Below are 19,893 nucleotides of genomic sequence, written 5' to 3'. Positions count from 1 at the left end.
TCGTGAGGCCATCCAACTTCACTCTCGGCATCAAGTGAGCTCTTATGGCAGTTGCGTATCTGGAAAAATTGAACGAGCAGCAGCGCCGAGCCGTCGAGCATGGCGTGGGGTTGGCGGAGGGCAACACGGCGGGGCCGCTGCTGATCATCGCTGGCGCTGGCTCTGGCAAAACCAATACGCTGGCGCATCGTGTGGCTCACCTCATCGTCAATGGTGCGGACCCGCGCCGCATTCTGCTGATGACCTTTTCGCGCAGAGCCGCCTCGGAAATGGCTCGCCGCGTGGAGCGCATCTGCCGCAATGTGCTGGGTGCCAATGCTGGTATCCTCACAGACGCGCTTGCGTGGTCCGGTACGTTTCATGGGATCGGTGCGAGACTGTTGCGGATGTATGCCGAGCAGATCGGTCTCAACCTTGACTTCACCATTCATGATCGTGAGGACAGCGCGGACCTCATCAACCTCGTGCGCCACGAGCTTGGATTTTCCAAGACGGAGAGCCGCTTTCCGACCAAGGGCACCTGTCTCGCGATCTATTCACGGGTGGTGAACTCGCAGATGCCGCTGAGCGAAATCCTGCGGCTGCACTACCCATGGGTGGCCACCTGGGAAGAACAGTTGAAGGAATTGTTCGGAGCTTATGTGGAGGCCAAGCAGGCGCAGAACGTGCTCGATTATGACGATCTCCTGCTTTACTGGGCGCAAATGGTCAGCGATCCCGATCTCGCCGACGATATCGGCAATCGCTTCGACCATGTCATGGTCGATGAATATCAGGACACGAACAAGCTGCAAGCGTCTGTCCTTATGGCGCTCAAGCCCGGCGGACGTGGTTTGACCGTTGTCGGTGATGATGCGCAATCGATCTATTCGTTCCGGGCCGCGACGGTTCGCAACATTCTAGACTTCCCGGCATCTTTCAGTCCGGCGGCAGACGTTATCACATTGGACCGGAACTACCGTTCGACCCAGCCTATTCTCGCAGCAGCCAATGGCGTGATCGAACTGGCGCGCGAGCGTTTCACCAAGAACCTTTGGACCGAACGGGAATCGCTTGAGCGACCCAAACTCGTGACTGTCAAGGATGAGACCGAACAGGCGAATTTCATTGTCGAGCAGGTGCTGGCAAACCGCGAAACCGGGATGACGTTGAAACAGCAGGCCGTCTTGTTTCGCACATCGAGCCACAGTGGCACGCTCGAGGTCGAACTGACGCGCAGAAACATTCCCTTCGTCAAATTTGGCGGCTTAAAGTTTCTCGACAGTGCACATGTTAAGGACATGCTGGCGGTGCTGCGTTTCGCCCAGAACCCGCGTGATCGGGTTGCGGGGTTTCGGCTCCTGCAAATGCTGCCAGGCATCGGCCCCAAGAAAGCCGGCACCATTCTAGACACGATCGCCACCGACCCTGAGCCGCTACTGGCGCTTGCCGAAATCCCACCGCCGCCCAAAACGGGTGCGGACTGGACCTCCTTCGTTCAACTGCTGGGCGGCCTTCGGAAAAACCATGATGGCTGGCCGTCGGATATCGCGCAGGCCAGGCAATGGTACGAACCACATCTGGATCGCATCCACGAAGATGCTGACACCCGCAAGGCCGACCTGCTGCAACTCGAACAGATTGCCAGCGGCTACCCCTCACGCGAACGGTTCCTCACAGAGCTGACGCTTGATCCACCAGATGCCACGAGCGATCAGGCGGGCGTGCCGTTGCTTGATGAGGACTATCTCATCCTGTCGACCATCCATTCGGCCAAGGGCCAGGAATGGCGCTCGGTCTTCATGCTCAATGTTGTCGATGGCTGCATACCGTCAGACCTCGGGACAGGTACGACGCAGGAAATCGAGGAGGAGCGGCGACTTCTCTATGTCGGCATGACGCGCGCAAAAGACAGTCTGGCGCTGATCACACCGCAACGGTTTTTCACGCACGGCCAGAACTCGCAGGGTGATCGGCATGTTTACGCTTCGCGTTCTCGGTTCATCCCGGCGACCCTGCTGCAATATTTCGAGGCGGTTGCCTGGCCGAAAGTCTCAGCCGCAGCATCTGAACGCAGTGCGCAGCAGATCCGCATAGATGTCGGCGCACGCATGCGCGGCATGTGGAAATAGGAGCGGTCGCATTGCAGAGGATGGGCATACAGACCGATCCAGCAAGCACAAGGGCAATCGGTAAGGACCAGACATGCACCCGGTTCGCAAAATCATTCACGTGGATATGGATGCGTTCTACGCTTCTGTCGAGCAACGTGACAACCCTAAGCTCCGGGGCAAGCCGCTGGCGGTTGGGGGATCGGCTGCCCGAGGGGTTGTGGCTGCCGCCAGTTATGAGGCAAGAGCCTTCGGCGTCTATTCGGCAATGCCGTCGATCACCGCCAAACGGAAATGCCCGGACCTGATATTCGTGCCGCCTCGTTTCGAGGTCTATCGTCAAGTCTCCCAGCAAATCCGCGAGATCTTTGCCCAGTACACACCCGTTATCGAACCGCTTTCACTTGATGAGGCGTATCTCGATGTTACCGAGAACCTGAAAGGCATGGAGATTGCAACTGATATAGCGCTCGAAATCCGCGCAAAGATAAAGGATGTCACGGGCCTCAACGCATCTGCGGGAATCTCATACAACAAGTTTCTGGCGAAGATGGCGAGTGACCTGAACAAGCCAAATGGCCAAGCGGTGATAACACCGAAAAACGGGCCGGCCTTTGTCGAGGCCCTCCCCGTCAAGAAATTCCATGGCGTGGGTCCCGCCACAGCCGAGCGTATGAAACGACACGGGATCGAAACGGGTCTGGATCTGAAAACCAAACCGCTTGCCTTCCTGCAACAGCACTTTGGCAAATCAGGCCCATATTTTTATGGCATTGCGCGCGGCATCGATGAGCGGCAGGTCAAGCCCAATCGCATCCGTAAATCCGTCGGCGCGGAAGACACGTTTGTCGAGGACATCGAGCATCTCGACGTCGCCAAGGCCGAATTGAGACCCTTGGCCGAAAAGGTCTGGCGGTACTGCGAGGCACACGACATCACCGGAAAAACAGTGACGGTCAAAATCAAATATTCAGATTTCACCCAGGCGACACGAAGCAAGACCGTAGGGGTAGATGTCTCAGGCATCGACATGATCCTGGACATAGCGGAGCCCCTGCTCTCTTCGGTTTTTCCGTTTAAAGGCCCTGTGCGACTACTTGGGGTAACCCTGTCATCACTGAACACCCAAGAAAACGGCCATAAACAACAGCTCGCGCTTGGGCTGTGACCCGGTAGCCGTCACTTCAAAAAAAGATGTAACACAGCAGGAGTGATGCCGCTGTTGCCGACATAGAGACGCCCGCGTTATCGGCGGGCGTGGTGGCCGTTGGGATGTGCAGGCAAACGCCTGCTTAACGTGCGAGCGACTGGCGGGCAACGCTCTGGATGTCAGCGCGATTGATACCCAGATCTTCGAGTTCGCGCGAGCTCATACGGCCAAGTTCGCTAACGGTCTGACGGTACTTGCGCCAGTTGTTGAAAGTGCGTGCTACGTTCATGATGATCCCCTTTCGTGAGGTCTCTTGACGCCAGCAACCTTGCTTCGGTTCCAACGTCGTTTCGATGGGCTTGATATAGGCGCCTCGCCGTTGGCCGATAAGGCACAAGGTCTCAGGCCCGCTATGCGTTCAAAGCATGGGTCTGACCGCAGACTGCGGCGTCATATAGCTAGGCGCCTATCAACACACCTCTATTATTTCATTTAAAGCAATTCACTCTCAATTTTTATTGCAATTCTTCAGCATCATCCGCTGGCTTAAGTTCTCAACTGTAACCAAGAGATGAACGCACAGAGGCAAGGCAAGCAACATGATGTCACTTTCAGACAATCGTTCGGCATAACCTTCAAGACTTGCCGCCTCCCCTCCTCCATTCCCTTACGCAACCCATCAAAGGAAATACGACATGTCCAACAAGCTTCAGGTTCTCACACCCCAGAACAGCCAGATCATCTTCATCGACCAACAGCCGCAGATGGCCTTCGGCGTTCAGTCCATCGACCGTCAGGTGTTGAAGAATAATGTCGTCGGTCTTGCCAAGGCTGCCAGCATTTTCAACATTCCGACCACCATCACCACCGTCGAAACAGACAGCTTCTCGGGCAACACCTTCCCTGAATTGCTGGCCGCCGTTCCCAACAATGACATCCTCGAGCGTACATCAATGAACTCCTGGGACGACCAGAACGTTCGCGATGCGCTTGGCAAACACGCAGCCGAAGGCCGCAAGAAGATCGTTGTTTCCGGCCTGTGGACCGAAGTCTGCAACACGACCTTCGCGCTGTCTTGCATGCATGACACAGATTATGAAATCTACATGGTTGCCGACGCCTCCGGCGGCACGTCCGTGGATGCGCACAAATATGCCATGGACCGTATGGTTCAGGCTGGTGTGGTTCCCGTCACCTGGCAGCAGGTTCTTCTGGAATGGCAGCGCGATTGGGCGCGCAAGGAAACCTACGACGCCGTTACCACCTTGGTCAAAGAGCATTCCGGCGCTTACGGCATGGGCATTGATTATGCCGTTACGCACGTTCACGGCGGTTCCGAGCGCGTCAGTCACGGCAAGCGCATCGGCCCTAACCCGGCCGCCATCTGATCTGAAGCAGCCCCGCCTGAATTGCCGGGCGGGGCAATCATTTTGGAAAAGGATCGCTTCAATGAAAATCTACCTCCTTTCGCTCGCCGTCGGACTTCTCGTCGGGATGATTTACGGGCTTCTCAATGTGCGGTCACCGGCACCACCTGTCATCGCTTTGGTCGGCTTGCTTGGCATTCTCGTCGGCGAACAGATCGTGCCGCTGGCAAAGACCATATGGGCAAAGGAGCCCGCTGCCGTTTCGTGGCTCACCCATATCAAGCCACATATGTTTGGCCATATGCCGAAGGGCGGGCAAGGCCCAGTTGCGGTCGTATCCCGAGATGACGCGACGGATGGGCAAGCCTGATGGCGACGCGCCGCACGTTCCTCGGCGGGGCGTCAAGCCTCGCTCTGTCCAATCTCTTCTCCACGGCCAAAGCCGCAGATCCAAACAAGACCGGAGCAGACACGATGCATCCCGATATCATCCTGCACAACGGACGCGTCACAACGCTTGACCGCGCCAACCCCGAGGCAGGGGCCATCGCCATCAAGGACGGCATTTTCACTGACGTGGGCAGCGAGGCCGATGTGATGGCGCTGGCCGGACCGGACACGAAGATCATCAATCTCAGGGGTAAGCGCGTTCTGCCCGGCCTGATCGACAATCATACCCACGTTGTGCGCGGTGGGTTGAACTTCAACATGGAACTGCGCTGGGACGGCGTCCGCTCGCTCGCCGATGCCATGGATATGCTCAAACGGCAGGTGGCGATAACCCCCGCTCCGCAGTGGGTGCGTGTCGTTGGCGGCTTCACCGAGCACCAGTTTGCAGAAAAACGCCTGCCGACAATCGAAGAAATCAACGCTGTCGCGCCCGATACACCCGTCTTCCTGCTCCACCTCTATGACAGGGCACTTCTGAATGGCGCGGCCCTTCGTGCCGTTGGCTACACCAAGGATACACCTGAGCCGCATGGTGGTAAGATTACGCGCGATCTCAATGGCAATCCGACCGGGTTGCTGCTGGCCAAGCCGAATGCAGCCATTCTCTATTCCACCCTTGCCAAGGGGCCGAAACTGCCGCTGGATTATCAGGTCAATTCGACCCGTCATTTCATGCGGGAACTGAACCGGTTGGGCGTTACCGGCGTGATTGATGCCGGCGGCGGTTTTCAGAATTACCCGGACGATTACGAAGTCATCCAGAAACTTTCTGACGAAAACCAGATGACGGTTCGTCTCGCCTACAATCTGTTCACGCAAAAGCCGAAGGAAGAGAAAGAAGACTTTCTCAAATGGACGCAGTCGGTCAAATACAAGCAGGGCAATGACTACTTCCGGCACAATGGCGCTGGCGAGATGCTCGTCTTCTCCGCCGCCGATTTCGAGGACTTCCGCCAACCAAGGCCCGAAATGGCACCGGAAATGGAAGGTGAACTGGAGGAAGTGGTGCGGGTTCTGGCCGAGAACCGCTGGCCATGGCGTCTGCACGCCACCTATGACGAGACGATCACCCGTGCGCTCGACGTGTTCGAAAAGGTCAACAACGACATTCCGCTCGAAGGTCTCAACTGGTTCTTCGACCATGCCGAGACGATTTCGGATCGCTCCATAGACCGTATCGCGGCGCTTGGTGGTGGCATCGCCACCCAGCACCGCATGGCCTATCAGGGCGAATATTTCGTGGAACGCTACGGTCACGGTGTAGCCGAAGCCACTCCGCCCATCGCCAAGATGCTGGAGAAGGGCGTCCATGTTTCAGCCGGTACCGATGCAACCCGTGTCGCCTCCTATAATCCTTGGGTGTCACTATCATGGATGGTGACCGGCAAGACCGTTGGCGGCATGCAGCTTTATCCCCGTGCCAACTGCCTTGACCGTGAAACCGCTCTGCGCATGTGGACGGAAAAGGTCACGTGGTTCTCCAACGAGGAGGGCAAGAAGGGTCGCATCGAAAAGGGCCAGTTCGCGGACCTCATTGTGCCGGACAAGGACTTTTTCTCCTGCTCCGAAGACGAAATCTCGTTCCTGACCTCGGATCTCACCATGGTCGGTGGCAAGATCGTCTATGGTTCGGGTGACTTCAAGGCGCTGGATGAAAACGACGTGCCGCCCGCCATGCCGGATTGGTCTCCCGTTCGAAAGTTCGGCGGTTACGCTGCATGGGGCGAGCCTGAGGGTGCAGGTGCACGTTCCTTGCGCCGCACCGCGATTTCCAACTGCGGCTGTGCCAGCGATTGCGGCGTTCACGGTCACGATCATGCGGGCGCATGGACGTCGAAGCTGCCGATCGCCGACCTCAAGGGCTTCTTCGGGGCGCTGGGTTGCTCGTGCTGGGCGGTGTGATTGTTCCTACTCTGAGGGACGGGCCTCATAGCCCGTCCGCATCTCACTATTGTAAAAAATGCAATTAAATCGAAACTATTGATGCAATTGCTGGCAGCAACGTTTCGGCTCAAGATCACTCCATCGCAACAGCTCATCAACATGGGCAAACCTGCAGGAGCAGCCATGACCTACCATTCATCGACCACCACTAAACTGAAAACAGGTCTGGCGGGCATTATTGCAACCCCAGCGGTCCGGACCATTGGACTGCTTGCGCTATGCGCAGCCTATATCCAGGGACCTTTGACCAAGATTGTCGATTTCAATGGTGCCATGGGAGAGATGGACCATTTCGGCCTGCATCCAGCGGCCGTCTTTGCGGTCATCGTCATTGTTTTTGAGCTGACGGCGTCTGCCATGGTGATTTCAGGGTTTCTTCGCTGGGCGGGTGCACTCGCCTTGGCAGGCTTCACTGTGATGGCGACGCTCATCGCTCTGCGGTTCTGGGAAATGGCTCCCGGCATGGACCGCATGATGGCGACCAACGCTTTCTTCGAACATCTTGGCCTTGCCGGGGCATTCGTCTTTGTTGCAGCCTTTGATCTGACCAAGGGAGCGAAGTGATGAGCGCCCGCACATCCACAAGCGGAAGCTTTGCCCCGCTGCGCCAGCCAGTCTTTGCGGTCCTGTGGGCGGCAACGGTTCTGGGCAACACCGGCAGCTTCATGCGCGATGTCGCCAGTTCCTGGTTGATGACCGATCTTTCCGCAGCACCGGCAGCCGTTGCCCTTGTGCAAGCCGCAGGTACATTACCGATCTTCCTTCTGGCGATCCCGGCGGGCGTTCTCTCTGACATTCTCGACCGTCGGAAGTTTCTGATCGCCATTCAGCTTCTGCTGGCCAGCGTCAGCATATCGCTGATGACCCTGTCCTATTTCGGCATGCTGTCCGTCAGCGCCTTGATTGGCCTGACATTTCTAGGCGGCATAGGAGCTGCTCTGATGGGGCCGACATGGCAGGCCATCGTGCCGGAACTGGTGCCGCGCGAAGATGTGAAAGGCGCGGTCGCGCTGAACTCGCTGGGTATAAACATCGCCCGCTCGATTGGCCCTGCGGCAGGCGGGCTTTTGCTCGCGGCCTTCGGAGCGGCTGTCACCTACGGGGCTGATGTTGCCAGCTACATTCTCGTCATAGCGGCACTCATCTGGTGGCCTCGCGCCAAAAATGCCGACGACGCCTTGTCCGAAAATTTCCTCGGCGCGTTTCGTGCTGGGCTGAGATATACCCGCGCCAGCAAGCCATTGCATGTCGTGCTGTTGCGAGCGGCCATTTTCTTTGCCTTTGCCAGCGCCGTCTGGGCGCTGCTGCCCCTCGTCGCCCGCCAGCTTCTTGGCGGTGACGCCAGCTTCTATGGACTTTTGCTCGGCTCGGTCGGCGCGGGCGCCATCGGTGGGGCGCTGGTCATGCCGAAATTGAGAGAGCGTTTCGATTCGGATGCTCTTTTGCTGGGCTCTGCCATCGTCACAGCCCTGGTTATGGGCGCACTCTCCTTTGCCCCACCACAATGGCTGGCCATCATCATCCTGCTGTTTCTTGGAGCATCGTGGATAACCGCACTAACGACATTGAATGGCGCGGCGCAGGCTGTTCTACCCAATTGGGTCAGAGGACGCGGGCTTGCAGTTTATCTGACGGTGTTCAATGGCGCGATGACGGCGGGCAGCCTTGGTTGGGGCGCGGTGGGCGAAGCTGTGGGCGTACCAGCAACGCTGCTCATCGGAGCGGCAGGATTGCTGGTCGCGGGCTTCATCATGCACCGCGTCAAGCTTCCAGCAGGCGATGCCGATCTGGTCTCGTCCAACCATTGGCCTGAGCCGCTGGTCGCAGAGCCCGTCGCGCATGATCGTGGCCCTGTATTGATCCTGATCGACTACCATGTCGAGAAGCACAACCGCGCCAAGTTCCTGCACGCGCTCAATGATATGTCGTCCGAACGACGCCGCGATGGCGCCTATGGTTGGGGTGTTACCGAGGACTCCTCCGATCCGCAGAAAATCACCGAGTGGTTCATGGTGGAATCCTGGGCGGAACATTTGCGCCAGCATAAGCGCGTGTCCAATGCGGATGCGGATATGCAGAGCAAGGTCATCGCCTTCCATACCGGTCCAAACAAGCCCGTGGTTCGGCACCTCCTGACAATCAACAAACCCGGCAAGGTGAGGTAAAAGAATTATTGCAATAATCGAAACTCATTCGAGACTTTTGTTGCAATTGTTGGCCGGTTTCTCTCGGTGCATTCTCTTCACACAGACGTACGCATGACCACGAAAATACCTCGAACGAACAAGGAGCCGTCATGGCCAACCACAATCTTTCCCTCAGCCGCCGTGATGCCCTTCTTGCGGGCGCTGTGTTGACCGCAGGGATGCTGCTTCCAACCCGCCCAGTTCATGCCGCACAGGCTACCAACCATCCAAACCCAACGACAGGAGACGATACAATGAGCTTCGTTAAAACCACAGACGGCGTCGACATTTTCTACAAGGATTGGGGTCCGAAGGACGCTCAGCCAATCGTATTCCACCATGGCTGGCCGCTGTCGTCAGACGATTGGGATGCGCAGATGCTGTTCTTCGTTTCCAAGGGTTACCGGGTGGTTGCCCATGACCGCCGTGGCCATGGACGCTCAGCCCAGGTATCCGAAGGGCATGATATGGACCATTATGCCGCTGATGCCTTTGCGGTGGCCGAACATCTGGACCTGAAAAATGCCGTCCATATCGGCCATTCCACAGGTGGCGGTGAAGTTGCGCGTTATGTTGCCAAGCATGGCGAACCCGCTGGCCGCGTTGCCAAGGCTGTTCTCGTCTCTGCTGTTCCACCGCTGATGCTGAAGACAGAAAGCAACCCCGAAGGTCTGCCCATGGAAGTCTTTGACGGTTTCCGCTCGGCACTTGCCGCCAACCGCGCCCAGTTCTTCCGTGATGTTCCCTCAGGTCCGTTCTATGGCTTCAACCGGGATGGCGCGACCGTGCACGAAGGTGTCATCCAGAATTGGTGGCGTCAGGGCATGATGGGCAGCGCGAAAGCCCATTATGATGGCATCAAGGCGTTTTCGGAAACCGACCAGACCGAGGATCTGAAGGCCATCAGCGTTCCAACGCTGGTTCTCCATGGCGAAGACGACCAGATCGTTCCGATTGCCGACGCGGCCCACAAGGCCATCAAGCTTTTGAAGAACGGCACGATCAAGACCTACCCCGGCTTCTCCCACGGCATGCTGACCGTGAATGCCGATGTGCTGAACGCTGATCTCCTGGCCTTCATCAAGGGCTGAGACGCCCCCGTTGACCGACTAAAAAATGCTGATGCCGATGGCCAACCCGCTGTCGGCATCACGCCGGCTAGTGCCGGTTACGCAAGCGCCATTCGCTTGGCGCAACACCGGTGACCCGCGTGAAGCTTTCAACAAATGCAATCTGATCTTTAAAACCGCAAACCTGCGCCACCGCGCCAATGGTTTCTGCCGTTTTGACAAGATAGGACTTGGCCCTTGCGATCCGGGTTTCGAGCAACCATTCGCTAACACGGTAACCAGTCGTTTGTTCAAAACCGTATGCCAAATCCTCTACCGAAAAGCCGCTTGCCATCGATATGTCCGCGAGGCTGATCTCGCGGGACAGGTTGGTGTTGATATAGGTCTTGATACGTTTTTCCTGCAGGGGTGTAAGCCGACCGGACGCAGACAGGTTTTGCGCAGGCGACAGTCCGTATCTGTGGGCAAGGTGAGCCATAAATGCGAGGCCAATGTGGGGAACAAGCATGTCTCGTGCCTGATCCGGCATGTCAAACAATGGCATCAACGCCGCACCCATGTTGCGGATGACCTGATCGTGCAGACCCCGACAGATCATAAAATCATCGATCCGTGGTTCACCCGCTTCCTCTGCAAGCTCGGCAAGATGCGACGCAGGGATGTGAAAAACGAGCACATCAAGTGTGCCGTCTATGGAAATGGCCGCACCCTTCGCCAAACTCACCAGACAGATCGAGCCGTTTGAATAGGTCTTGATCGCACCCAAGCTACCATCAGACGCAATGTCGCAATGTCGGGCATCTCCAAGATAGAGCATAACCATAAACGCATCATCAGGTGCGAGGACAACCCGGCTGTTGCCGTGTTCGTAGCAACTCACAATATGCACGATGGTGAGTTGCGCTCCCCCCAGCGGCTTGACTACGAATGCCCTTGCTGCATCGACACCAAAGCTGGCCGCGATTTTTTCATTGACTTTCAACCATTTACTCACATCTGTATAGTGCTGGCATGAATTGCGCTGTAGCCGTAATCGGGGGCCATATATTGCAGTTTCCTACACGCTAATTTTCACGCTATATTGTACAAAAGCGCTTTTTCAAGATCGATTGGTCGCTAAACTTTACGTCAAGCGACCAGCATAATTTATGGGTAAACTGCGTTCGTCGCAGATAAGGGAGCTAGGTTTCATGATGACTGGCCCCGGAAATGCAAGCCTTTATACCCCAGTCAAAGCTGCGGACAAATTCGGCTGCACGTTGACCCAATTGGCGACGAACCAAAACCTGTCATCGCCGGACATGGATATTTTCCGCAAGGCAACGCGCTCCTCCCAACTCGATCAGGTCAGCACATCTGGAAGCGATCAGGGGTTTCTGGTCGGCGTGTCGTTACGCGCAGGTCATCAGCGGCGTATTTTTCAAGAGCACCACGCGACCAGCCACGACTTTTTCGAAAACGCATTTTATATCCGTAACCTGGCGGATGACTACAAAGCTGATCTTTGCACGCCGTTCGATTTCATGCTGTTTCAGATATCGCCTTCTTCACTGGCAAAGATCGCTGATGATGCTGACGTGGGCGGGGTGAATATGCTGCTACCGGCGACGGCTGGCAAGGATATCGTTCTGACAAATCTGGCGCGCGCGCTGGTTCCTGCCCTCCAGCGACCCGAAGAGGCCAACGCTCTTTTCGTTGATCAGATGACGACGGCGATCGGCACCTATCTGGTTCAGCGTTACGGCGGACGGCCTGTACCCGCTCCTGTGCGAACGCCGGTGCTTTCCCGCGCGCAAGAGCAACTGGCAAAATCCATTCTGCTTGAGCATCTTGAAGGAGATGTTTCGATTGCTGACGTTGCGCAGGCCTGCAACCTGTCGCGCGGCTATTTCATCCGTGCTTTCCGCGAAGCCACAGGCGTGACGCCCTATCAATGGCTCCTGAACCAACGCGTCGATCGCGCCCGGCACCTGATAAAAACGTCCAGTGCGCCTCTCGCGGAGATTGCCGTGGCCTGTGGATTTGCGGATCAGAGCCACTTCACACGCGTGTTCTCGGCTCTTGTCGGGACAACGCCCGGCACTTGGCGACGCAGTATTTGATTTTTTCCTACAATGAAGTTTTACCCCACCGCGACCGCCGCATACGACTAAACGTGCGCGACGGTGCAGAGGGGCCGTCCTGATGTGATCTCTGTCTGGTAAAACCATCAGGCAACGTTGACGCGCACATTGCCGCTAAACGGACGCGGTAATCACCGCGTCGTAAATGACCTCGGCCACATCCGCAGGTGCTGACAGCAAAGACATGTGGCTAGCCTCAAGCTCGATTGTCTTTGCTTCCATTTTCACGGCGAGTGCACGTTGCAACTCAACGTTTACTGCACGGTCTTCACTGGAAACGACGTAGTAGGTGGGTCTGTCTAACCACGCCGCTTGGCTCACTGTGTCACTGAACGTTGAAACTCCAAGCGGCGTCTGCACAGCGGCAAGGAGCCTTGCCTCGCTCTCAGGAAGATCTTGGGCGACGTTGCCGATCCAGCTTTCCACACTCATTATAAGCTTGCCGTTTCCAATGTCGGTCACACCGCTCAAACCTGGAGGTGCTTCATGCGCGTCCACTTGATCGCCGGTCGACTGCCCCACGTCGGGGGCGAACGCCGCAACATAGACCAAGGCTTTGACGTTCGGACTGTTACCTGCTTGCGTAATAACCGTTCCACCCCAGCTATGACCGACAAGGACTACCGGTCCCTTGATTGCATCGAGCACGAGTTGCGTGGCAGCAACGTCATCGGCCAGCGAGGTGGTCGGGTTCTGGACCGCGACAACGTCGATCCCCTTTTCCAGAAGCAACCTGATGACGCGCCGCCAGCTGGAGCCGTCGGCCCAGGCACCGTGAACAAGCACTGCGGTGGCATTACGAGATGAATGCAATTCCATGATCGATCTCCTTGATCGTTTGAATGCGGTGTGTCTCGTCCCCTAAGCCTGGGAGCAAGCTCCTGACAGCTTGGGCAGATGCGCTGTTTATGCCGCGAGTGGCGCGAGATTAGCCTCGATCTCATGGCGGAAGTCCTCATAGCGGCTGGGCAGTTTCAGTGCCTCACCGAGGTGAGCCGTGTCTTCATCCCGATTGAATCCCGGTTCGTTGGTGGCGATCTCGAAGAGGATGCCGCCCGGAGTTCGGAAATAGATTGCCCAGAAGTAATCGCGGTCGATGACCGGGGTCACCTGATAACCGGTATCCATCAGCGCCTTGCGCACCTGGAGCTGCTTTTCCCTGTTATCAACGGCAAAGGCGATGTGATGGACAGAGCCAGCACCCTGCCGAGCAAATGGCGTCTTCCCAAGTCCGGCGAGATCGATCGTATTCGCCCCATTACCGCCGGGAATGATGAACCGGGTAACATTGCCTTCAGTCTCGGCCCGCTCATACCCCATAAAGCCTAGAAGCTCTTGGGTGGCTGCCGTTTCGTGGAGGTTGAAGCGCGCTCCGGAAAAGCCTCTGATAGCAACATCGTCGGGCACGCCCTCGCCGACCCAGGCAGTACGGTCGTCATCTGTCGTTTCGACCAAGGCGAAGCCGTCACCATCAGGACCGTTGAACCGCAAGCGGTTCGCTCCAAACACGCTGTCGGTAGAAAGCCCGCTGACACCCTGGGAAACAAAGCGATCCTTCCAGAAGGCGAGAGCACCTTTAGGAACGGCGAATTGCGTTTCACCAACTTCGCCGACACCCGGACGTTTGGGCATCATGTTCGGAAAGGGAAAATAGGTCATGACCGTACCAGGCGTACCGTTTTCATCGCCATAGTAGAGGTGATAGACACTTGGATCGTCGAAATTGACTGTCTTTTTCACTCGGCGAAGTCCGAGCGTATCGGTGAAAAACCTGTTATTTTGCCGCGTATCAGATGCCATGGAAGTGATGTGATGCAGCCCTTTGATATCCTTGATCATCGCCCTTGTCCTTCTGCATGATGACTGTCTGTTCCAGTGAACAAAGATCTACCCGGCTTGATCGCGACACGGAATTGCAATATTGCTGTCGAATGAATTGCTCTTTTTGAAATAATCGAGATGAATGATTACAAGGTTCTGAAGACGTTTCTGCTGGCTGCCGAGAAGCGTAATTTTGCGCAGGTCGCTCGCGAGCTCAACATGACGGCTGCCGCCGTAACGCGGGCAATTGCAGCCCTTGAGGACGACCTTGGCGTCCAGCTTTTCGTGCGAACGACCCGGCAGGTATCGCTGACAACGGATGGCGCGGTTTTCGCCGCGCAGATTCAGCCGGCGGTAGAGGCGCTTGAAAGCGCCCGCAAGGATATCCGCAATGCCCACAAGGCTGATCAGGGCCGCCTGCGGATCAGCGCGCCGACCTGGTTCGGCAAAGCTGTGTTGCAACCGATCCTATCCGGTTTCAGGGAGCTTCATCCGAAAATCAGTTTCGAGATATCGCTGTCCGATGGGCTCGTGGATATCGTCGATGACGATTATGATCTGGCCATCCGTATCTCATCCCAACCGTCGGACAAGTTCACGATCTGGCGCAAGATCCGAGTTGTGCAACGCATTCTGGTCGCAGCACCGGGAAGCCGGTTCGTCGATATGCAGCATCCGAGCGAACTGACGCCCGACGATTGCCTTGCCTATAGTGGCGAAAGCCGCCGGGAAAACTGGGTTTTGTCAGATGGCGGGGCAAGTATGACAATCCCTGCCGGACAGGCATTCAGCGCCAATAGTGGTGAAGTTCTGGCCGATATGGCCGCCGATGGTGCCGGTGTTGCATTGCTGCCGGGCTTTCACATCTCGGAACATCTGAAGACCGGACGCCTGGTGCACATTCTCCCGGGATGGTCGCCACCAGATCTCTGGCTGACACTCTACTATCCGCCATACCAGGCCCTGCCGCCCCGCATCGCCTCGTTCTCAAAATTCTTCGAAGAACAGGTGGCCTCGCATATGGTCATGCTGAACTGAGGCAGCCTGATCCAAGGATCACGACAGCACTGGCGTATTCGAGAAAACCAGTTCCATTCGGTCAGCGAGAAACCGCGTCACAATGCTCTGCACCGGCCTGTCCTCCAGATCGACATCCACGGCCTGACTGACGAGGATGATGCTATCCGATGCGCAGTTTAGAAAATCCTCGTCCCGCGCAGAGGCGCGCTCAGCGGTTAGTCGTGTTTCGCGTCGCCGGTAATCGGCCAGCCCTTCACGCAGCAAAGCTTTGGTGATCGAACCTGTCTCTGCATAGGCCGCGATAATTCCGGGAAAACGGTCGGCTGAGAAGAACGAAGTCGAACGCGACATCGGCACTCCATCGACCACCGCCAGATGTTCGAGGCGATGCAGAGGTATGCCGACACTACAGTCCAGAAGCCGCGCCTGAACTGCATCCGCAGATACTCTTTGCGCGTTGATAAGTCGGCCCGATGGTTCCAGCGACTGGCGCATCATGTTCTCGGAAAAGCGCGCTCTGGCTCCAATCGGGTAGACGATCCGCTTCTGGACCGCGTTGACAAAAGTGCCGCGTCCGCGCTCGGCGCGCAGCAAACCCTCGCTCGAAAGTGCAGCGATCGCACGCCGCACCGTATGGCGGTTGACGCCATATTGCGCCGCAAGTTCGGTTTCCGGAGGCAGTTGATCGTTGATTGCCCCTTCGCCGATGGCGCTGCGTAACCCGTCTGCAACCCTTCGCCAGCGCGAAATGCCATCATCTGTTCCGTTCATCGCAATATCTTCCAGCTGTCATTCGACCGTCATCGTTCTCAGTATATAAAGTCAACAAGACTAGTTGTCTACACAAATAGACAAATACGGAGCGACAATGATCAGCGATAATAATGTCGATATCTTCTCCAGAAAGAACGCGCTGGGCATGCTGGCCGCGGCATCGGCAGACATTCTTGCCGAACAGTATGAGGCGCTGGAGCCGACGCTGCCGGCTGCAGTTCCAGTTCGCGGCCCGGAAATCGGTGCCGTCATGATCCGCGGCAAGGTTGGTGGCGGAGGCGCTGCATTTAACCTTGGCGAGGCCAGCGTCACCCGTGCAACGGTCAAGCTTGCAAGCGGAGAGATTGGGCATTCGATCATCCTTGGCAGGGACGAGCGCAAAGCTCGCATCGTCGCTCATCTAGATGCATTGCGGCAGATACCGGATTGGGTTGAGCAGATCGACAGCAAGATCGTCCGCCCCGCACTCGATGCGATGAACGCTGAAAAGCTTCGCCGCGCCGAAGAAACCGAGGCCACCAGAGTCGACTTCTTCACCGTCGCACGAGGAGAAGATTGATGCAGGATGCAGTTTTCGACGGCGGCTTTGCCGATCCGGTGTTTGCCTCACAGGATATTTTCCGCGCCGTGATGGATGCAATGTCTCGTCCGGGCACGATGGTCGATCTCGGCTTACGTGCTACTGGACCTTACCCGCTGAATTCTGCCGCATCGGCAATTCTGCTGACGCTTGCCGATTATGATACGCCGGTCTGGTTCGAGGCCTCGAGTGATGTGCGGGAAGCTGCAGCCTGGCTGACTTTTCAGACCGGCGCGGTGATTGCTCCGGACGCCGGAAAAGCCAGTTTCGTCGTCCTGTCGGAGATGAGCGACACGACGCGGTGGCAGGCTTTTCCCCGTGGAACGATGGCTTATCCCGACCGCTCTGCAACGTTGCTGCTACCCGTCCAATCTCTTGTCGGCGGGGCAACTCTCCAACTCTCCGGCCCCGGCATCGAAACCATCTGCGAAATCGCACCGAGTGGTTTGCCGGAAAGGTTCACCGAGGTGATGAAGACCAATGCAGCGTCATATCCGCTCGGCTTCGACGTCATTCTTGTCTGCGATGCAAAGGCAGTCGCCTTGCCGCGCACGACGCGCATCCGGGAGGCTTGAGGCATGTATGTAGCCGTAAAGGGCGGCGAAGCCGCAATCGATAAGGCTCATAAGCTGCTGGCCGACCGCCGCCGCGGAGAACGCGACATCCCGGCCCTGACCCTCGAGCAGATAGCCGGACAATTGTCGCTCACTGTCGACCGGGTCATGGCCGAAGGCTCTCTCTACGATCCTGATCTTGCCGCCATGGCCGTGCGCCAATCGCGTGGTGATCTGATTGAGGCGATCTTCCTTCTACGCGCCTATCGTACAACTCTGCCCCGTTTTGGCTATTCCAAACCACTCGATACCGGCGCAATGCAGATCGAACGGCGTGTGTCTGCAACCTACAAAGATGTCCCCGGAGGCCAGTTGCTCGGCCCCACCTTTGACTACACACACCGCCTGATCGATCCGGCCATGGCAGGCGACGAACCGGTGGAACGGCCTGCCAGACGACCGCTCGATAGTGACGTTGCCTATCCCCGCGTCACCGACATCCTCAATGACGAAGGCCTGATCGAACCAGATGTACCCTCGGATAAAGAGCCCGCCGACCTGACACGCGATCCGACAGCTTTTCCAGTCAGTCGCGATCTGCGCCTGCAGGCGCTGGCGCGCGGCGACGAAGGTTTCCTGCTTTCGCTCGGTTATTCGACACAGCGTGGCTATGGCCGAACCCATCCTTTCGTCGGCGAAGTGCGCATCGGGCTGGTGGAGATCGAGATCGATATTCCAGAGCTTGGTTTCGCGGTGGCGATCGGCTCGATCCGTGTGACGGAATGCCAAATGGTCTCCCAATTCAAGGGATCGGCTGAGGACGGCCAGCGCTTTACCCGCGGCTACGGCCTTGTCTTCGGCCAGTCTGAGCGAAAAGCAATGGCGATGAGCCTGTTGGACCGCGCCCTTCGCGCCGACGAGTTCGATGAACAGCGCGTGGCACCTGCGCAGGACGAGGAATTCGTCCTCGCCCATTGCGATAATGTCGAAGCAACAGGCTTTGTCGAGCATCTGAAGCTCCCACACTACGTGGATTTCCAGGCCGAACTCGGCCTGCTGCGCATGTTGCGGCAGGAAAGCGCTGACGCCTTGCATCAGAAGGAGGCGGCGGAATGAGCCTTCCCGCTTACAATTTTGCTTATCTCGACGAACAAACCAAGCGAATGATCCGCCGTGCAATTTTGAAAGCGATCGCCATTCCCGGTTATCAGGTCCCTTTTGCCTCGCGCGAAATGCCGATGCCCTATGGCTGGGGAACCGGCGGCGTTCAAGTCACCGCCGCCATTCTGGGGCCTGACGACGTGCTGAAAGTCATCGACCAGGGTGCGGACGACACCACCAACGCGGTCTCCATCCGCGCATTCTTCGCCAAGACCGCAAATGTTGCGACCACGACAAAGACGACCGAGGCAAGCGTTATCCAGACCCGCCATCGCATCCCGGAAACGCCTCTCAAGGCAGGTCAGATCCTTGTCTATCAGGTGCCTATTCCTGAGCCGCTGCGGTTTCTCGAACCGCGTGAGACCGAAACCCGCATCATGCATGGGCTGGAAGAATACGGTCTGATCCAGGTTAAGCTTTACGAGGACATCGCCCAGCATGGCCATATCGCAACGACCTATGCCTACCCGGTCAAGGTCGAAGGCCGTTATGTGATGGACCCCTCGCCTATCCCGAAATTCGACAATCCGAAAATGCACAATTCCCCGGCATTGCAGCTGTTCGGTGCAGGCCGTGAAAAACGTATCTACGCTTTGCCGCCATTCACCAAGGTCGTCAGCCTGGATTTTGAAGACCATCCATTTGCCGTGCAGACATTCACGTCGTCCTGTGCGCTTTGCAATGCCAGCGATGTGTACCTCGATGAAGTGGTCACGGACGACCGCGGTGGTCGTATGTTCGTCTGCTCCGATACCGATCATTGCGAGACACGGCAGACCGAAGGTCATCACGGACCCGGATTGCCGCAGTCATCCATCGGAGATCAGCCATGACCGGCCCCATCCTTTCCGTCCGCGACCTCGAACGGCGCTATGGTAGTTTCATCGGCTGCACGGATATCTCGTTCGACGTCTGGCCCGGAGAAGTCGTTGCCATCGTTGGCGAATCCGGTTCCGGGAAAACCACGTTGCTGAACTGCATCTCCGCTCGTCTCGACCGATCGTCCGGAAGCGTACGATACCGCATGCGTGACGGAGAGTTCCCCGACCTCGCCGATCTCTCCGAAGCAGAACGCCGGTTCCTGATGCGCACCGACTGGGGCTTCGTTCACCAGAATCCGGCTGATGGATTGCGGATGCGGGTTTCCGCCGGTGCCAATGTCGGCGAGAGGCTGATGGCAGTCGGCGAACGGCACTATGGCGATATTCGCCGCACCGCTGGCGAATGGCTGTCCCGCGTCGAGATCGCCACCGACCGTATCGACGACCAGCCAATAGAGTTTTCCGGCGGCATGCGGCAGCGGCTGCAGATTGCCCGCAATCTGGTCACGCATCCCCGACTGATCTTCATGGATGAGCCAACCGGCGGCCTGGATGTCTCGGTTCAGGCCCGCGTACTCGATCTTTTGCGGGGCTTGGTCAACGACCTCGGTCTGTCCGTCGTGCTTGTTACCCATGATCTGGCTGTCGCCCGTCTGCTGTCGCAACGGATGATCGTCATGAAGCGTGGCCGGATTGTGGAACAGGGACTGACCGACAGGGTGCTGGACGATCCGCAACATGCCTACACCCAGCTACTTGTCGCTTCGATCCCGGAGAGCTGA

At 57.2% G+C, this 19,893-nt stretch carries 20 protein-coding genes; 15 read left to right on the top strand and 5 right to left on the bottom strand.

What is annotated here, in order from left to right; translation table 11 throughout:
- Positions 1–44: 44 nt before the first annotated feature.
- Positions 45–2,111: an ATP-dependent helicase gene (locus RQI55_RS11410; RefSeq protein ID WP_042618879.1), complete on the top strand. Its 2,067-nt coding sequence runs from the start codon at positions 45–47 to the stop codon at positions 2,109–2,111.
- 73 nt (positions 2,112–2,184) lie between these two features.
- Positions 2,185–3,258: a DNA polymerase IV gene (gene dinB, locus RQI55_RS11405; RefSeq protein ID WP_042618878.1), complete on the top strand. Its 1,074-nt coding sequence runs from the start codon at positions 2,185–2,187 to the stop codon at positions 3,256–3,258.
- A 124-nt stretch (positions 3,259–3,382) separates the two neighbouring features.
- Here dinB and RQI55_RS11400 read toward each other — a convergent pair whose 3' ends face one another.
- Positions 3,383–3,529, bottom strand: coding sequence for a DUF1127 domain-containing protein (locus tag RQI55_RS11400; RefSeq protein ID WP_082249934.1), 147 nt, complete (start codon positions 3,527–3,529; stop codon positions 3,383–3,385).
- A gap of 406 nt (positions 3,530–3,935) precedes the next feature.
- Between RQI55_RS11400 and RQI55_RS11395 the strand changes: the two genes are divergently transcribed.
- The 6 genes from RQI55_RS11395 (at position 3,936) to RQI55_RS11370 (ending at position 10,278) form a co-directional block, all read left to right on the top strand.
- Positions 3,936–4,628, top strand: a complete 693-nt coding sequence (locus tag RQI55_RS11395) for a hydrolase (RefSeq protein ID WP_042618876.1) — start codon at positions 3,936–3,938, stop codon at positions 4,626–4,628.
- 61 nt (positions 4,629–4,689) lie between these two features.
- A complete protein-coding gene (locus tag RQI55_RS11390; RefSeq protein ID WP_042618875.1) occupies positions 4,690–4,977 on the top strand; it encodes a XapX domain-containing protein in 288 nt (95 codons plus the stop codon).
- Entirely contained in the window at positions 4,977–6,959 is a 1,983-nt protein-coding gene (locus RQI55_RS11385; protein WP_042618874.1) for an amidohydrolase, read from the top strand. Before RQI55_RS11390 ends, RQI55_RS11385 begins: the two co-directional genes overlap by 1 nt.
- Positions 6,960–7,124: 165 nt before the next feature.
- Complete coding sequence (locus RQI55_RS11380; RefSeq protein WP_042618949.1) at positions 7,125–7,565, top strand: DoxX family protein; 441 nt, start codon at positions 7,125–7,127, stop codon at positions 7,563–7,565.
- Positions 7,565–9,166 (top strand): MFS transporter, encoded by a 1,602-nt coding sequence (locus tag RQI55_RS11375; protein ID WP_042618873.1) that lies wholly within the window; start codon positions 7,565–7,567, stop codon positions 9,164–9,166. Before RQI55_RS11380 ends, RQI55_RS11375 begins: the two co-directional genes overlap by 1 nt.
- Before the next feature lie 275 nt (positions 9,167–9,441).
- Positions 9,442–10,278: an alpha/beta fold hydrolase gene (locus tag RQI55_RS11370; protein ID WP_042618948.1), complete on the top strand. Its 837-nt coding sequence runs from the start codon at positions 9,442–9,444 to the stop codon at positions 10,276–10,278.
- A gap of 67 nt (positions 10,279–10,345) precedes the next feature.
- Here the strand turns inward: RQI55_RS11370 and RQI55_RS11365 are convergent, their stop codons facing one another.
- Entirely contained in the window at positions 10,346–11,239 is an 894-nt protein-coding gene (locus RQI55_RS11365; RefSeq protein ID WP_042618872.1) for an AraC family transcriptional regulator, read from the bottom strand.
- Positions 11,240–11,525: 286 nt separating this feature from the next.
- Here RQI55_RS11365 and RQI55_RS11360 point away from each other — a divergent pair, with 286 nt between their 5' ends.
- Positions 11,526–12,359, top strand: a complete 834-nt coding sequence (locus RQI55_RS11360) for a helix-turn-helix domain-containing protein (RefSeq protein WP_042618947.1) — start codon at positions 11,526–11,528, stop codon at positions 12,357–12,359.
- A gap of 135 nt (positions 12,360–12,494) precedes the next feature.
- On the opposite strand, the gene RQI55_RS11355 is transcribed toward RQI55_RS11360, so the two are convergent.
- Together RQI55_RS11355 and RQI55_RS11350 are read right to left on the bottom strand one after the other, a co-directional pair.
- Positions 12,495–13,199: an alpha/beta hydrolase gene (locus RQI55_RS11355; RefSeq protein WP_311272575.1), complete on the bottom strand. Its 705-nt coding sequence runs from the start codon at positions 13,197–13,199 to the stop codon at positions 12,495–12,497.
- A gap of 87 nt (positions 13,200–13,286) precedes the next feature.
- The gene (locus tag RQI55_RS11350) at positions 13,287–14,219 is read right to left on the bottom strand and encodes a VOC family protein (RefSeq protein WP_042618871.1); all 933 of its coding nucleotides are present in this window, start codon (positions 14,217–14,219) and stop codon (positions 13,287–13,289) included.
- Between the two features lie 120 nt (positions 14,220–14,339).
- Here RQI55_RS11350 and RQI55_RS11345 point away from each other — a divergent pair, with 120 nt between their 5' ends.
- Positions 14,340–15,239, top strand: coding sequence for a LysR family transcriptional regulator (locus RQI55_RS11345; RefSeq protein ID WP_042618870.1), 900 nt, complete (start codon positions 14,340–14,342; stop codon positions 15,237–15,239).
- 18 nt (positions 15,240–15,257) lie between these two features.
- Here RQI55_RS11345 and phnF read toward each other — a convergent pair whose 3' ends face one another.
- Positions 15,258–15,992 (bottom strand): phosphonate metabolism transcriptional regulator PhnF, encoded by a 735-nt coding sequence (gene phnF, locus RQI55_RS11340; protein ID WP_042618869.1) that lies wholly within the window; start codon positions 15,990–15,992, stop codon positions 15,258–15,260.
- Between the two features lie 97 nt (positions 15,993–16,089).
- Here phnF and phnG point away from each other — a divergent pair, with 97 nt between their 5' ends.
- From phnG to phnK, 5 genes are read left to right on the top strand one after another with little or no spacing between them, the layout of a single operon-like run.
- Positions 16,090–16,554: a phosphonate C-P lyase system protein PhnG gene (gene phnG, locus RQI55_RS11335; protein WP_042618868.1), complete on the top strand. Its 465-nt coding sequence runs from the start codon at positions 16,090–16,092 to the stop codon at positions 16,552–16,554.
- Positions 16,554–17,150 (top strand): phosphonate C-P lyase system protein PhnH, encoded by a 597-nt coding sequence (gene phnH / locus RQI55_RS11330; protein WP_042618867.1) that lies wholly within the window; start codon positions 16,554–16,556, stop codon positions 17,148–17,150. The genes phnG and phnH overlap by 1 nt, the downstream gene beginning before the upstream one ends.
- A 3-nt stretch (positions 17,151–17,153) precedes the next feature.
- Positions 17,154–18,245 carry a carbon-phosphorus lyase complex subunit PhnI gene (locus tag RQI55_RS11325; RefSeq protein ID WP_042618866.1) on the top strand — a complete coding sequence of 364 codons (1,092 nt, stop codon included), beginning with the start codon at positions 17,154–17,156 and terminating at the stop codon, positions 18,243–18,245.
- Positions 18,242–19,123: an alpha-D-ribose 1-methylphosphonate 5-phosphate C-P-lyase PhnJ gene (locus tag RQI55_RS11320; RefSeq protein WP_042618865.1), complete on the top strand. Its 882-nt coding sequence runs from the start codon at positions 18,242–18,244 to the stop codon at positions 19,121–19,123. The genes RQI55_RS11325 and RQI55_RS11320 overlap by 4 nt, the downstream gene beginning before the upstream one ends.
- Positions 19,120–19,893: a phosphonate C-P lyase system protein PhnK gene (phnK, locus tag RQI55_RS11315; protein WP_042618864.1), complete on the top strand. Its 774-nt coding sequence runs from the start codon at positions 19,120–19,122 to the stop codon at positions 19,891–19,893. Before RQI55_RS11320 ends, phnK begins: the two co-directional genes overlap by 4 nt.

It is taken from the genome of Rhizobium sp. WCS2018Hpa-16 (assembly GCF_031843705.1).
GTDB lineage: Bacteria > Pseudomonadota > Alphaproteobacteria > Rhizobiales > Rhizobiaceae > Agrobacterium > Agrobacterium tumefaciens_C.
This window is presented reverse-complemented; position numbering and strand designations above follow the sequence as displayed.

What these genes read in the sequence shown, in the direction of transcription:
- RQI55_RS11410 (WP_042618879.1), top strand. Translation starts at nt 45, where the DNA reads ATGGCAGTTGCGTATCTGGAAAAATTGAACGAGCAGCAGCGCCGAGCC.
- dinB (WP_042618878.1), top strand. Translation starts at nt 2,185, where the DNA reads ATGCACCCGGTTCGCAAAATCATTCACGTGGATATGGATGCGTTCTAC.
- RQI55_RS11400 (WP_082249934.1), bottom strand. Translation starts at nt 3,529, where the DNA reads ATGAACGTAGCACGCACTTTCAACAACTGGCGCAAGTACCGTCAGACC.
- RQI55_RS11395 (WP_042618876.1), top strand. Translation starts at nt 3,936, where the DNA reads ATGTCCAACAAGCTTCAGGTTCTCACACCCCAGAACAGCCAGATCATC.
- RQI55_RS11390 (WP_042618875.1), top strand. Translation starts at nt 4,690, where the DNA reads ATGAAAATCTACCTCCTTTCGCTCGCCGTCGGACTTCTCGTCGGGATG.
- RQI55_RS11385 (WP_042618874.1), top strand. Translation starts at nt 4,977, where the DNA reads ATGGCGACGCGCCGCACGTTCCTCGGCGGGGCGTCAAGCCTCGCTCTG.
- RQI55_RS11380 (WP_042618949.1), top strand. Translation starts at nt 7,125, where the DNA reads ATGACCTACCATTCATCGACCACCACTAAACTGAAAACAGGTCTGGCG.
- RQI55_RS11375 (WP_042618873.1), top strand. Translation starts at nt 7,565, where the DNA reads ATGAGCGCCCGCACATCCACAAGCGGAAGCTTTGCCCCGCTGCGCCAG.
- RQI55_RS11370 (WP_042618948.1), top strand. Translation starts at nt 9,442, where the DNA reads ATGAGCTTCGTTAAAACCACAGACGGCGTCGACATTTTCTACAAGGAT.
- RQI55_RS11355 (WP_311272575.1), bottom strand. Translation starts at nt 13,199, where the DNA reads ATGGAATTGCATTCATCTCGTAATGCCACCGCAGTGCTTGTTCACGGT.
- RQI55_RS11350 (WP_042618871.1), bottom strand. Translation starts at nt 14,219, where the DNA reads ATGATCAAGGATATCAAAGGGCTGCATCACATCACTTCCATGGCATCT.
- RQI55_RS11345 (WP_042618870.1), top strand. Translation starts at nt 14,340, where the DNA reads ATGAATGATTACAAGGTTCTGAAGACGTTTCTGCTGGCTGCCGAGAAG.
- phnF (WP_042618869.1), bottom strand. Translation starts at nt 15,992, where the DNA reads ATGAACGGAACAGATGATGGCATTTCGCGCTGGCGAAGGGTTGCAGAC.
- phnG (WP_042618868.1), top strand. Translation starts at nt 16,090, where the DNA reads ATGATCAGCGATAATAATGTCGATATCTTCTCCAGAAAGAACGCGCTG.
- phnH (WP_042618867.1), top strand. Translation starts at nt 16,554, where the DNA reads ATGCAGGATGCAGTTTTCGACGGCGGCTTTGCCGATCCGGTGTTTGCC.
- RQI55_RS11325 (WP_042618866.1), top strand. Translation starts at nt 17,154, where the DNA reads ATGTATGTAGCCGTAAAGGGCGGCGAAGCCGCAATCGATAAGGCTCAT.
- RQI55_RS11320 (WP_042618865.1), top strand. Translation starts at nt 18,242, where the DNA reads ATGAGCCTTCCCGCTTACAATTTTGCTTATCTCGACGAACAAACCAAG.
- phnK (WP_042618864.1), top strand. Translation starts at nt 19,120, where the DNA reads ATGACCGGCCCCATCCTTTCCGTCCGCGACCTCGAACGGCGCTATGGT.